Origin of the sequence: Micromonospora coerulea (assembly GCF_016598485.1) — a bacterium.
GTDB lineage: Bacteria > Actinomycetota > Actinomycetes > Mycobacteriales > Micromonosporaceae > Micromonospora > Micromonospora coerulea.
This window is the reverse complement of sequence record NZ_JAEMUW010000004.1, coordinates 40,605-53,454: the sequence shown is the minus strand read 5'-3', so window position 1 is coordinate 53,454 and position 12,850 is coordinate 40,605. Positions and strand designations below refer to the sequence as shown.

Annotated in this window: 10 protein-coding genes; 2 read left to right on the top strand and 8 right to left on the bottom strand. The window is 72.7% G+C overall.

Annotated elements, in window-relative coordinates; genetic code table 11:
• Nucleotides 1-21: 21 nt before the first annotated feature.
• Nucleotides 22-744, top strand: coding sequence for a nucleotidyltransferase domain-containing protein (locus I8N68_RS06850; RefSeq protein ID WP_200209290.1), 723 nt, complete (start codon nt 22-24; stop codon nt 742-744).
• A gap of 21 nt (nt 745-765) precedes the next feature.
• Here I8N68_RS06850 and I8N68_RS06845 read toward each other — a convergent pair whose 3' ends face one another.
• Together I8N68_RS06845 and map are read right to left on the bottom strand one after the other, a co-directional pair.
• A complete protein-coding gene (locus I8N68_RS06845) occupies nt 766-1,482 on the bottom strand; it encodes a VIT1/CCC1 transporter family protein (RefSeq protein WP_200209010.1) in 717 nt (238 codons plus the stop codon).
• Nucleotides 1,479-2,336, bottom strand: a complete 858-nt coding sequence (gene map, locus I8N68_RS06840; RefSeq protein WP_200209009.1) for a type I methionyl aminopeptidase — start codon at nt 2,334-2,336, stop codon at nt 1,479-1,481. Before map ends, I8N68_RS06845 begins: the two co-directional genes overlap by 4 nt.
• 94 nt (nt 2,337-2,430) lie before the next feature.
• On the opposite strand from map, the gene I8N68_RS06835 reads away from it, so the two are divergent.
• Complete coding sequence (locus tag I8N68_RS06835; protein WP_307812659.1) at nt 2,431-2,745, top strand: STAS domain-containing protein; 315 nt, start codon at nt 2,431-2,433, stop codon at nt 2,743-2,745.
• Nucleotides 2,746-2,752: 7 nt separating this feature from the next.
• On the opposite strand, the gene I8N68_RS06830 is transcribed toward I8N68_RS06835, so the two are convergent.
• From I8N68_RS06830 to I8N68_RS06805, 6 genes are all read right to left on the bottom strand, one after another.
• Nucleotides 2,753-6,421 (bottom strand): SpoIIE family protein phosphatase, encoded by a 3,669-nt coding sequence (locus I8N68_RS06830; RefSeq protein ID WP_200209007.1) that lies wholly within the window; start codon nt 6,419-6,421, stop codon nt 2,753-2,755.
• Between the two features lie 141 nt (nt 6,422-6,562).
• Nucleotides 6,563-7,276 carry a gamma-glutamyl-gamma-aminobutyrate hydrolase family protein gene (locus I8N68_RS06825; RefSeq protein ID WP_200209006.1) on the bottom strand — a complete coding sequence of 238 codons (714 nt, stop codon included), beginning with the start codon at nt 7,274-7,276 and terminating at the stop codon, nt 6,563-6,565.
• On the bottom strand, nt 7,273-8,040 hold the full coding sequence (locus I8N68_RS06820; RefSeq protein WP_200209005.1) for a 3-oxoacyl-ACP reductase: 768 nt from the start codon (nt 8,038-8,040) through the stop codon (nt 7,273-7,275). The genes I8N68_RS06825 and I8N68_RS06820 overlap by 4 nt, the downstream gene beginning before the upstream one ends.
• A gap of 1 nt (nt 8,041) precedes the next feature.
• Nucleotides 8,042-9,397: an aldehyde dehydrogenase family protein gene (locus I8N68_RS06815; RefSeq protein ID WP_200209004.1), complete on the bottom strand. Its 1,356-nt coding sequence runs from the start codon at nt 9,395-9,397 to the stop codon at nt 8,042-8,044.
• Between the two features lie 107 nt (nt 9,398-9,504).
• Nucleotides 9,505-10,869 carry a glutamine synthetase family protein gene (locus tag I8N68_RS06810; RefSeq protein WP_200209003.1) on the bottom strand — a complete coding sequence of 455 codons (1,365 nt, stop codon included), beginning with the start codon at nt 10,867-10,869 and terminating at the stop codon, nt 9,505-9,507.
• Nucleotides 10,870-11,068: 199 nt separating this feature from the next.
• On the bottom strand, nt 11,069-12,658 hold the full coding sequence (locus tag I8N68_RS06805) for an amino acid permease (protein WP_200209002.1): 1,590 nt from the start codon (nt 12,656-12,658) through the stop codon (nt 11,069-11,071).
• Nucleotides 12,659-12,850 lie beyond the last annotated feature (192 nt).

Here is a 12,850-nt window from a genome sequence, read left to right as displayed (position 1 = left end):
TGACGCGTGGACACCAGCGACATGGAGCTGGGGACCGACCCGCACCTGGACGATCCACGGTGGCGGGTGGCCGAGCGGGTGGGAGCGGCGGCGCTGCGCCGGTTCCCGGCCGACCTCCTCGCGATCGCGGTGCACGGCCCGCTGGCGCACGGTGACGACGACGGTGGTGGGAACGGCGAGGTGGGGCTGCTGTTGGCCACCTACCGGCCGGGCAGCGGTCCGGCGCCGGCCACCCGTCGGGTGGACGGGGTGCTGGTCGACCTCACCGTGGCGGGGGCCGACGACTACCTGGGGCAGGCCCGCACGATCTCCGCGCTCTGGCCGCTGACCGCCGACCGGTACGTCACCACCCGCGCGTTGCACGACCCGACCGGTTGGTTGCGTGCCCTGCGCGACGAGCACCTGGCGCGGCTGGCCCGGGCCCGGCCGGCCGACTTCAGCACCGCCGCCCGGCAGGCGTGGTACCGGGGCAGCGCGGCGCACGCCCGGGCGGCCCGGCTCGCCGAGTGGTACGAGACCGACCAGGCGCTGCTGATGCTCGGCGAGGCGCGGCTGGCGGCGGCCACGGTGCACGGCCTGCTCAGCCGCACCTACTTCCGGGACCCGGGCGACGCGGTCCGGCGCACCGGGCTGGCCAGCGCGGACATGACCGAGGTCGGCGCGGTGCTGGCCCGCCAGGCCGAGGAGCTGGCCGCCCGCGGCCGACCGGTCGACGGCACCGTCGACGACCTCCTCGACGGCTGACCGCCCCGTCGAAGGAGCAGCTCAGCCGACCCCGCCCTGGATGCCGATCAGGGTGCCGACCAGGTACGTCGCGGCGGCCGCGGCGGCACCGAGCAGGAACTGACGCAGGCCGCTGGTCCACCATGAGCGGTTGGTGAACCGGGCGACGATCGCTCCGGCCACGAAGAGCCCCACCCCGCCGACGCCGAGCGCCAGCCACAGGCTGGTGAAGCCGGCGAGGTACGTCAGCAGCGGCACCAGGGCACCGACCGAGAAGCAGAGGAACGACGAGATCGCGGCCGCCCAGGGGCTCGGCTGCTCGTCGGGGTCGACGCCCAACTCCTCCCGGACGTGCATCCGCAGCGCCTCCTCCGGGTTGCGGCGCACCGCGTCGGCGACCTGCATGGCCAGGTCCCGTGGCAGGCCGCGGGCCACCCACGCCTCGGCCAGCTCGCGGGCTTCCGCCTCCGGGTGCCGTTCCAGCTCCCGCCGCTCCTTGGCCACCTCCGCGGCGACCTGCTCGTTGGACGACCGGACGCTGGTGTACTCCCCCAGGCCCATCGAGATGGCGCCGGCGACCAGACCGGCCATGCCGGTCAGCACGATGCTCTTCGGCGACACGCCGCCACCGCCGACACCCGCGATCAGGGCGATGTTGGTGACCAGGCCGTCCATCGCGCCGAACACCGCCGGCCGGAGCCAGCCGCCGGACACGTCCGCGTGGTGCGCCTCGCGCAGCGCCGCCGGGGTCTCCGTCACGGCAGGGTCAGGATCTCGTAGCCGTCGTCGGTGACGACGATGGTGTGCTCGAACTGGGCCGTCCACTTCCGGTCCTTGGTGACCACCGTCCAGCCGTCGTCCCACATGTCGTACTGATAGGTACCGAGGGTGATCATGGGCTCGATGGTGAACGTCATCCCCGGCTCCATGAGGTCGGTCGGCCGGGGGCTGTCGTAATGCGGCACGTACAGGCCACTGTGGAAGGCCTCGCCGATGCCGTGGCCGGTGAAGTCGCGGACCACGCCGTAGCCGAACCGCTTGGCGTACGACTCGATGACCCGGCCGATCACGTTGATCTGCCGGCCCGGGGCGACCGCCTTGATGCCCCGCATCATCGCCGTGTGGGTCCGCTCGACCAGCAGCCGGGCCTCCTCGCTCACCTCACCCACGCAGAACGTGGCGTCGGTGTCCCCGTGCACCCCACCGATGTACGCGGTGACGTCGACGTTGATGATGTCGCCGTCGGTCAGCACGGTCGAGTCGGGGATGCCGTGGCAGACCACCTCGTTGAGGCTGGTGCAGCAGGACTTCGGGAAGCCCTTGTAGCCCAGCGTCGACGGGTAGGCACCGTGGTCGACCAGGAACTCGTGCACCACCCGGTCGATCTCGTCGGTGGTGACCCCGGGCTTGCAGTGCTCCCCGGCGAGCTGGGTGGCCTGGGCCGCGAGCCGGCCGGCGATCCGCATCTTCTCGATGGTCTCCGGGGTCTGCACGTGCGAGCCGCGCCACTCCTGCGGACGCTTCTTGCCCACGTACTCCGGGCGCGGGATGTGGGCGGGGACCGCTCGCCACGGGGAGAGCGTGCCTGGGGTCAGGGGCGCACGGACGGTCATGGCGACAGCCTATCGCCGCGGCCGGGGTGACCCCCGCCACGGCCTGCTCGCGCGGGTTGTTGCCGCGCCCGGCCCACTGTGCCATTGTGGCTGCGTGGATCAAGGGGGCGCACCTCCCATCTTCTCCGCCACGGCGGAGGTCGACGGTGATCAGCTCCGCGTGGTGGTGACCGGCGAGGTCGACATGGCAACCGCCGACACCATGCTCCAGACCGCCTCCCGCGAGCCGGCCGGGCGGGTCGAGCTCGACCTGCGCGCGGTCACCTTCTTCGACTCCGCGGCGATCCACGCCCTGGTGCGGCTCGCCCAACGCCTCCCCGGCACGTTGACCGTGCTGCCGTCCCGCCAGGTCCGCCGGGTGCTGGAGATCTCCGGCCTCGGCGAGCAGGAGTGGCTGCGGCCGGTCTGAGCCCGGCTCAGTCCCGGAGCTGTCGGCGCAGCGTCAGCTCGGTGCCCTGGTCGGTACGGCGCACCGTCAGGTCGCCGAGCGCCTTGATCAGTGCCAGTCCCCGGCCGCGGAACCCGGTGCCGGTGGGCTCCCGCCACCGCCCGCTGTCGCGGACCGTCGCGATGACCGTCCGGTCCTCGATCGTCACCTCGACGTCGATCACCGGCTCGACCGGCGACACCGGGTGCTCGATCGCGTTCGCGGCCGCCTCGGAGATCGCCACCGTCAGGTCGAACAGGTCGTCGTCCCCGACCCGGTGGGCGGTGAGGAAGTCCTCCAGCCGCTTGCGCAGCACGCTGAGCCGGGTCGGGTCGGCCGGCAGCCGCAGCGCGAACTGGTTCAGCTCGGCCGCCTCCAGCGCCAGCACCGCCACGTCGTCGTGCCGGGGGCGCCCGGCGACCCGCTCGACCACCGCGTCCACCAGGTCGGCTACGTGCTGCCCGGGGGTCGCGGCGTCCAGCCGGAGCTGCTCCAGCGCCGCGTCGATGCCGAGCTGCCGGTCCTCGATCAGGCCGTCGGTGTAGAGCAGCAGGCGACCGCCGGGGGCGAGTTCGCCGTCGACGGTCCGGTACGCCGCCTGCCGGAGCGCCCCGATCGGCGGGCCGAGGGCTCGATCGTGCAGGAACGCCACGTCGTCTCCTCGGATCAGCAGGGGGGACGGATGACCCGCGCTGGCGTACCGCAGCCGGCCGGTGCGCGGGGAGAACCACAGACAGATCACGGTGGCGAAGGAGCCGCCCTCGGTGGAGCCGACGAGGCGGTTCAGCCGGGTCAGCGCCCGGCCCGGGTCGAAGCCCTCCAGGATGTACGCCCGCAGCGCGTTGCGCAGCTGACCCATCGTGGCGGCGGCCCGGACGCCCTTGCCCACCACGTCGCCGATCACCAGTACCAACTCGTCGTCGGCCGCGCCGATCACGTCGTACCAGTCGCCGCCCACCTCGACGTCGGCGCTGCCCGGCAGGTACCGGCTGGCCACCAGCGCGCCGGGCAGCTGCGGCAGCGTACGCGGCAGCAGGCTGTGCTGGAGGGTCGTGGCGATCCGGTGCTCGGCCTCGTAGAGCTGGGCGTTCTCGAGCCGCACGCCGACCAGGCGGGCCAGTTGGGTCAGCGCCGCCTGCTCGGTGCCGTCGTCCTCGCGCCGCCACACCCGCAGCTCACCGAGCTGCTCCCCGCCGGTGCCGCTGAGCGGCAGCACCACGGACGGCTCGGCGCCGGCCACGCCGCCGCCGTCGGCCTCGTAGCGGGCCCCGGCGGCGGTGACCACGACCCGGGCGGCCTCGGCCAGGCTCAGCGCGTGCCGGGCGGCGACCTGCACCACGTCGGCGGTGGAGCGGGCGGTGTTGATCGCCACCGCCGCGTCGGCCAGGGCGTGCAGCCGCCGGATGATCTGGCCGCGCAGTTGGCCCAGCTCGACGTTGGCCCGGACCCGGGCGATCAGCTCATGGCTGGAGAAGGGCTTGGTCAGGTAGTCGTCGGCGCCGACCGAGAGCCCGGCGACCGCCTCGGCCGAGCCGGCCCGGGCGGAGAGCAGCACGATCGGCACGTACCGGGTGACCGGGTTTGCCCGCAGTGCGGTGACCAGCCCGAAGCCGTCCAGCCGGGGCATCATCACGTCGGTCAGCACCAGGTCGAACGGGGAGTCGACGGCCAGCCGGAGCGCCTCCAGGCCGTCCGGCACGGCGACCACCTGGTAGGCGTGGGCGAGCAGCCGGGTGACGTGTTCCCGCAGGTCGGCGTTGTCGTCGGCGAGCAGGATCCGGCCGGCGCCGGCCGGCGCCCGGACCGGTTCGGGCAGGCCCGCGGGAGGCGTGATCTCGTCGGGCCAGAGCGCGGTCCCGGCGACGTACAGCCGGGCCTGCTCCGGCTCGGCCAGCGGCAGCGGCGCGACGGTGGCGACCCGGTCGGCGGGCAGGGGGGCCTGCCCGAACGGGACGGTCACGGTGAAGGTGCTGCCCTCGTCGACCCGGCTGCGCACGTCCACTGTGCCGCCGTGCATCTCGACCAGCTCGCGGACCAGCGCGAGCCCGATGCCGGTGCCCTCGTGGGTGCGGGACCGGACGCCGGGCACCCGGTGGAACCGCTCGAAGACGTGCGGCAGCTCCTCCGGCGCGATGCCGACCCCGGTGTCGACGACCTCCAGCCGGGCGGCCCCGTCGGCGGCGCGTACCCGGACCCGGATCTCGCCGTCGAAGGTGAACTTGACCGCGTTGGCGACCAGGTTGAGGACGATCTTCTCCCACATGTCCCGGTCGACGTGGACCGGCGCGGGCAGCGGCGGGCAGTCCACCACCAGGCGCAGCCCGGCCCGCTCGATCGCCGAGCGGAACGTGCTGGCCAGCCGGGAGGTGTAGTCGGCGAGGTCGGTGGGTTGATAGTGGGCGGCCAGCCGGCCGGACTCCAGCCGGGAGAAGTCCAGCACGGTGTTGACGAGCTTGAGCAGCCGCAGTGCGTTGCGGTGCATCATGGTCAGCCGATCGGTGTACGCCGGGGGCAGCCCGGGGTCGGCGAGCAGCTCCTCCAGCGGGCCCAGCACCAGGGTCAACGGGGTGCGGAACTCGTGGCTGACGTTGGCGAAGAAGTTGGTCTTGGCCCGGTCCAGCGCGGCCAGCTCCGCGGCCCGCGCGCGTTCCTGCTCGTACGCCCGCTGCGTGCCGACGGCCCGGGAGACCTGGGCGGCGATCAGGTCGGCGAAGTCGCGGTACTCCGCGGTGAACGGCAGCCGACGGGCCAGCCCGAGCACCAGCACCCCGGCCGGCTCGTTGGCCGCGGTGATCGGCAGCACCAGGGCGTGCTCGGCCGCGTCCGCCGGCGGCCCGTCGAGCAGGTCGGCGACGCGCACGGTACGGGCCGACGCCGGTGTGTCGCCGACGGCGACCCGCGGCTCGGGCGGCCCACCGAGGACCCGACCGGGGTCGACACCGGCGCAGCCGGCCAGCGCCGGGTCGCCGTCGGCGTCGGCGAGCCAGATCAGGCTGAACGGCACGTCGGCGCGGTACCCGCCGAGGATCCGGGCGGCGGCCCGGCCGAGCTCCGCGGCGCTCGGCACGTCGGCGAGCTGGGAGCCCAGCTCAGCCAGGGCCCGTAGCCGCCGCTCGCCGAGCACCCGTCCGGTGGTCTCGTTGACGAAGCAGAAGATGCCGCTGACCGTGCCGTCCGCGTCCCGAATCGGGTCGTACGAGACGTCGAAGTAGACGTCCTCGAGGAAGCCGTGCCGGTCGATGACGAAGGGGTGGTTCTCCCCCCGGTAGGGCTCGCCGGTGCGGCGGACCCCGTCCAGCAGCGGCCCGAGCACGTGCCAGGTCTCCGCCCAGTGGATGGGGGCCGGTTGCCCGATCACGGCCGGGTGCTTCGCCCCGATGGTGGGCCGGTACGCGTCGTTGTAGAAGGCGCGGTGCTCCGCGCCCCAGAACAAGACGATCTGCGCGCGGGAGGAGAGCATCATGCTGACGGAGTGACACAGCGCGGGTGGCCAGGTCGACGGGACGCCCAGCGGGGAGGCGGACCAGTCGAAGGCCCGCAGCCGCGCACCCATCTCGCCCCCCGCGGCGAAGGCCGCGGTCAGCAGCGGTGGCAGCTCCGCCTCGCCGGTCGCCGAGGGCGGGCGTCGCCCGCCCTCGCCCCCCTGGGCCGAGCCCATGCAGCCTCCCGCTCAGGCCGATGTCCACGACGGCCGGCGAAGCCTCGCCGACCGTCCCCGCCTACTACCCCGGCGGAGGAGCAACGTAACGCACGGCGAGCGTGGGTCGCTGATTACCTACGCGGATCGATGTGATCTGCGCTACACAGTCGCCGAACTGGGCCGGCCGGCGCGGGCCGCCCGAACCAGCGCGGCCACCGGGCGGGGGTCCGGATCGTTCTCCGGATGCCACTGCACGCCCAGCAGGAAGCGCCGCCGCGGGTCCTCCAGCGCCTCCACCGCCCCGTCGTCGGCCCACCCGGTGACCACCAGGTCGCCCGGGTCGGCCACCGCCTGGTGGTGGTACGAGTTGACCCGGTCGACCCCGGCCATCACCGACCCGGCCAGACTGCCGGGAGCGAACCGGACCGGGTGTGCGCCGTACACGCCGGGCGCCGGGCGGTGCCCGTCGTGCCCGATCACGTCCGGCAGGTGCTGGTGCAGCGCGCCCCCGCGGGCGACGGCGAGCAGCTGCATGCCGCGGCACACGCCGAGCACCGGCAGGTCCGCCGCGAGCGCCGCGGTGAGCAGGGCCAGCTCGCCCGCGTCCCGGTCGGGGCGACTCTCGGTACGCGGGTCGGGTGGCTGGCCGTACCGCTCCGGGCCGATGTCGGCCCCGCCAGCCAGCAGCAACCCGTCGAGCACCCGCAGCACGTCGGTGTCGGCGTCGTCCGGGGGCAGCAACACGGCCCGGCCACCGGCGGCGGTCACCGCCTCGACGTACGCCTGCGGCACCAACGCCGCCGGCACGTCCCGCCACACCGCCCAGCCGGTCGGCTCGACGTACGCGGTGATCCCGATCAGCGGCCGACTCACAGCGGCGTGACGTACGCGCCGGTGATCCCGCCGTCCACCACGAACTGCGCGGCGGTCATGAACGACGAGTCGTCGCTGGCCAGGAAGGCCACCGCGGCCGCGATCTCCTCCGGCTGGCCGAACCGGCCCATCGGCACGTGTACCAGCCGCCGGGCGGCCCGCTCCGGGTCCTTGGCGAACAACTCCAGCAGCAGCGGGGTGGCGATCGGGCCGGGGCAGAGCGCGTTGACGCGGATCCCCTCCCGGGCGAACTGCACGCCCAGCTCCCGGGTCATCGCCAGCACCCCGCCCTTGCTCGCCGTGTACGCGATCTGCGACGTGGCCGCGCCCATCAGCGCGACGAAGGACGCCGTGTTGATGATCGAGCCCCTGCCCTGCCGGCGCATGTGCGGGATGACGTGCTTGCAGCACAGGTAGACGCTGGTGGTGTTGACCCGCAGCACCCGCTCCCAGGCGTCCAGGCCGGTCTCCAGGATCGAGTCGTCGTCGGGCGGGGAGATGCCGGCGTTGTTGAACGCCACGTCCACCCGCCCGTGCCGCGCGACCACCCCGTCGAAGAGGTCCCGGACCGCCGCCTCGTCGGCCACGTCGGCGGCGACGAACTCCCCGGCCACCTCGTCGGCGGCCCGCTTGCCCGCCTCGGCGTCGATGTCGACGCAGACCACCCGGGCCCCCTCGGCGGCGAACCGCCGCACGGTGGCCAGCCCGATCCCGCTGCCCGCACCGGTCACCACGGCGACCCGGTCCTGTAGCCGTCCCTGCATCTCACTCCTCCGTGCTGATGAACACGTTCTTGACGTCGGTGAAGGCGTGCAGCGCGTCCGGGCCCAGCTCCCGGCCGAGGCCGGAGCGCTTCATCCCACCGAACGGGGTCCAGTAGCGCACCGAGGAGTGCGAGTTGACGCTCAGGTTGCCCGACTCCACCGCGCGGGCCACCCGCAGCGCCCGGCCGACGTCCCGGGTCCAGATCGAGCCGGAGAGGCCGTACTCGGTGTCGTTGGCCAGCCGGATCGCGTCGGCCTCGTCGTCGAAGGGGAGCACCGAGACCACCGGGCCGAAGATCTCCTCCCGCCAGTGCCGGTCGGCCGCCGAGTCGGCGAGCAGCACGGTCGGGGCGTACCAGAACCCGGGGCCGTCGGGACGCGAGCCGGTGAAGGCGACCTTCGCGCCGTCGACGTACCCGCCGACCCGGTCGCGGTGGGCGGCGGAGATCAGCGGGCCCATCTCGGCGCTCTCGGCGGCCGGGTCCTCGACCCGGAACGCCCGCACGGCCGGTTCGAGGAGTTCCAGGAACCGGTCGTACGCGGAGCGCTGGACCAGGATCCGGGACCGGGCGCAGCAGTCCTGGCCGGCGTTGTCGAAGACCGCGTACGGCGCGGTGGCGGCCGCCTTCGCCAGATCGGCGTCGGCGAAGACCAGGTTGGCGGACTTGCCGCCCAGCTCCAGCGTCACCCGCTTCACCTGCTCCGCACAGCCGGCCATGATCCGGGTGCCGACCTCCGTGGAGCCGGTGAAGCAGACCTTGCGGACGGCGGGGTGGGTGACGAACCGCTCCCCCACCACGCTGCCCTGGCCGGGCAGGACGGTGAACACGCCCTCCGGCAGGCCGGCGTCGAGGGCCAGCTCGGCCAGGCGCAGCGCGGTCAGCGGGGTCAGCTCGGCGGGCTTGAGCACGACGGTGTTGCCGGCGGCGAGCGCCGGGGCGAAGCCCCAGCCGGCGATCGGCATCGGGAAGTTCCACGGCACGATCACCCCGACCACGCCGAGCGGCTCGTGGAAGGTGACGTCGAGGCCGCCGGGCACCGGGATCTGCCGCCCGGTCAGCCGCTCCGGCGCCCCCGCGTAGTAGTCGAGCACGTCCCGGACGTTGCCCGCCTCCCACCGCGCGTTGCCGATGGTATGCCCGGAGTTGCGTACCTCGAGCAGCGCCAACTCCTCCCGGTGCGCGTCCACCACGGCGGCGAACCGCCGCAACAGCCGCCCCCGCTCCCCCGGCGCGACCTTCCGCCACGACTCGTACGCCAGCGCCGCCCGCGAGATCGCCGCATCGGCCTCCGCCAGCGACGTGGCCGGCACGGTCGCCACGACCTCGCCGCTCGCCGGGTTCACCACCTCGGTCACGCGCCCCGCCCTCCCACTACTCGCCGATCATGGAGTTCTGGCACCGAACGAACTCCCCTGATCCTCCTCAACCGGGCGCCACAAGTCCATGATCGCCGGGGTGACGGTCAGAGGCGTTCGAAGCCACGGGTGAGTTCCCAGTCGGTGACGGCGGCGTCGAAGGCCTGAAGTTCGATCCTGGCGTGGTTGGCGTAGTGGGCGACGACCTCGTCGCCGAAGGCGTCCTTGGCGAGCGTGGAGGACTGCCAGCGGGTGAGGGCGTCGCGGAGGGAGGCGGGGACGCGGTCGGCGGCCGGGTCGTCGTACGCGTTGCCGGTGCACTCCTCGGCCAACTCCAGCTCCCGTTCGATACCGTGCACCGCCCCGGCGACCAGGGCGGCGATCGCCAGGTACGGGTTGACGTCGGCGCCGGGCACCCGGTTCTCCACCCGCATGCCCTGCCCGTGCCCGACCAGCCGCAGCGCACAGGTGCGGTTGTCGGTGCCCCAGCGCAGCGCGGTCGGGGCGAACGAGCCGGGCTGGTACCGCTTGTAGGAGTTGACGTTCGGGGCGAAGAGGAGGCTGAACTCGCGCATCGTGTCGAGCAGCCCGGCGAGCACCCGCCGCCCGGTGACGCTCAGGTGCGCCGGCCCGTCCCCCAGCATCGCCGAACGGCCGTCCCGGTCGCGCAGGGAGAAGTGGATGTGGCACGAGTTGCCCTCGCGGGCGTTCGGCTTGGCCATGAACGTGATCGACATGCCCTCCTGGGCGGCGATCTCCTTGGCCCCGTTCTTGTAGATGACGTGGTGGTCGGCGCAGGCCACCGCCTCGTCGTACCGGAAGGCGATCTCGTGCTGGCCGAGGTTGCACTCGCCCTTGGCGCTCTCCGGGGTCAGCCCGGCGCCGGCCATCTCGGTGCGGATACGCCGCAGCAGCGGCTCCACCCGGGCGGTGCCGAGCAGCGAGTAGTCCACGTTGTACTGGTTGGCCGGGGTGAGGTCGCGGTAGCCCCGCCGCCACGCCTCCTCGTACGAGTCGCGGAAGAGCACGAACTCCAGCTCGGTGCCGGCGTACGCGGTCAACCCGTGCGCGGCCAGCCGGTCGAGCTGCCGGCGCAGGATCTGCCGGGGCGAGGCGACCACCGGGCCGGAGCCGTCCAGCCACTCCAGGTCGGCCAGGAGCATCGCGGTGCCCGGCTGCCAGGGCACCCGGCGCAGGGTCGCCAGATCCGGCTTCATCGCGAAGTCGCCGTAGCCGCGTTCCCAGGACGACATCGCGTACCCGTCGACGGTGTTCATGTCCACGTCGACGGCGAGCAGGTAGTTGCACCCCTCGCTGCCGTGGGAGACCACCTCGTCGAGGAAGTACGGGGCGTGGAACCGCTTGCCCTGCAACCGGCCCTGCATGTCGGTCAGGGCCAGCACCACCGTGTCAATCTCGCCGCCCCGGATGGCGACCCGCAGTTCTTCCAGCGAGAGCGGAGCTTTCCTCATCGGCGAGCCTCCATCACCAAGGTCTACTGACAAACCGGATCACCGTCAATGCCCCCGACCGGGTCCACCGCAAACGGGGAACCGCGACGGTCGCGGCACACCGGCGGCGGACGACGACCGCGTCCTCCGCTTCACCACCGGCGTGCCGCAACCGTGCCGGGCGCATACCGCCCCCACGCAACCGTGCGCCCGGCGTCCGTCAGGCCGGCTCGTCGGCCCGGGCGCCGTCCGACGCCGGTCGCGGCGACGGGAGTTCGACGGTACGGCGGGGGCCGGTGAACCACTTCCGGGCCGAGGCGTACCACCAGACGGCGACCAGCAGCAGCAACCCGCCGACAGCGATCGGTGCGTAGTTCACCGCCGACCAGGTGAAGTCCGCGTTGCCGGGCACCCCGGCGGGGACGATCGGCAGTATGAAGTAGACCGAGATGACCGCGATCTCAATCACCGCGATCCAGCCGAGGAGCTTGTACCTCGGGCCGAGCGTCCACGGTCCCGGGACGAACCGGTCCCCCATCCGCAGCCGCAGGAAGATCGGGATGAGGAACGACAGGTAGAGCCCGATCACCGCGACGGAGACCACCGCGTAGAAGGCGATCGGTACGCCGGCCTTCTGGTAGAGCGCGGGCAGGGTGAGCACCAGCCCCGCGAGAGTTGCCCCGATGATCGCGTTGACCGGGGTGCCGTTGCGGTCCACCCGGGACCAGAGCCGCCAGCCCGGCACCGCGCGGTCCCGGCTGAACGCGTAGGTCATCCGGGACATCGAGGTCACGCAGCTCATCCCGCAGAAGAACTGGCCGATGGTGGAGATGATGATGACGGCCTTGAAGAAGAACGGGGTCAGCGCGGTCTCGAAGATCGCCCCGGAGAAGCCGCCGGCGGAGTTGATGGCGTCCACGTCGGTGGCGGCGAAGAGGAAGGCGAGCAGCAGGATCCAGCCGCCGACCGCGGAGTAGAAGATCGACCGCCAGAGGCCCTTGGCGGCGGCCTGCGACGCGCCGCGGGTCTCCTCGGAGACGTGCGCGCAGGCGTCGAAGCCGGTGATCGTGTACTGGGTGAGCAGGAAGCCCAGCGGCAGCACGTAGAACCAGAAGGTGAGCCCGCCGGTGTCCCCGTCGCCGAAGCCGGAGTTGTTGAACCGCTCGGTGAAGACGAACCGGAAGCTCTGGTGGTCGTCCGGGACGAGCAGCAGGATGGCCACCACCGCGGCCGCGCCGGCCACGTGCCACCAGACCGAGACGTTCTGCAGTACGTCGATGATCTGGTGGCCGAAGATGTTGATCAGCCCGTGCAGGGCGAGGATCACCACGAAGAGCCCGAACGTCTGGTGCAGCGTCCCGGCCCAGCCGTCGAAGAGCGCGGAGAGGGTGAGGTTGAGGAACGTGGCGCAGCCGTAGTCCACCGACGCGGTCACCGCGACCAGCCCGATCAGGTTGAGCCAGCCGGTGAACCAGCCGTGCACCGGCCGACCCATCTTCGCCGCCCACCAGTAGATCCCGCCCGCGGTCGGGTACGCGGACACCAACTCGGCCATGCAGAAGCCGATGATCAGGATGAACAGCGAGATCAGCGGCCAGCCCCAGGAGATGGCGACCGGCCCGCCGTTGTTCCACGCCTGCCCGAAGGTGGTGAAGCAGCCGGCCAGGATCGAGATGATCGAGAACGAGATGGCGAAGTTGGAGAAGCCGCTCCACTTGCGGTGCAGCTCCTGCTTGTAACCGAGTTCGGCGAGCCTTCGGGCGTCGTCGTCCATCGGTTGCTCGGCGGTTGGCGCGGGCGTCGTGGCCACTGCACACCTCCTCGAGGTGGTTCCCCGGTACGAGTGGGCAAAGTGTGGTCCCGTCGATCAAGGGGGTCAATACGACGGCCGTGGGAATCTCACCGCCGGCGCGGCTAATTCCGTTGCCGGACCGGCCCTCCCGGCCCCATCCTTTACCCCGTGACCAGGCCCGATCACGACGGGCCACCGCCGGGCGCTCGG

Bases quoted from the DNA above. Each gene is read 5' to 3' on its own strand.
- I8N68_RS06850 (WP_200209290.1), top strand. From the start codon at position 22: ATGGAGCTGGGGACCGACCCGCACCTGGACGATCCACGGTGGCGGGTG.
- I8N68_RS06810 (WP_200209003.1), bottom strand. From the start codon at position 10,869: ATGAGGAAAGCTCCGCTCTCGCTGGAAGAACTGCGGGTCGCCATCCGG.
- map (WP_200209009.1), bottom strand. From the start codon at position 2,336: ATGACCGTCCGTGCGCCCCTGACCCCAGGCACGCTCTCCCCGTGGCGA.
- I8N68_RS06830 (WP_200209007.1), bottom strand. From the start codon at position 6,421: ATGGGCTCGGCCCAGGGGGGCGAGGGCGGGCGACGCCCGCCCTCGGCG.
- I8N68_RS06820 (WP_200209005.1), bottom strand. From the start codon at position 8,040: ATGCAGGGACGGCTACAGGACCGGGTCGCCGTGGTGACCGGTGCGGGC.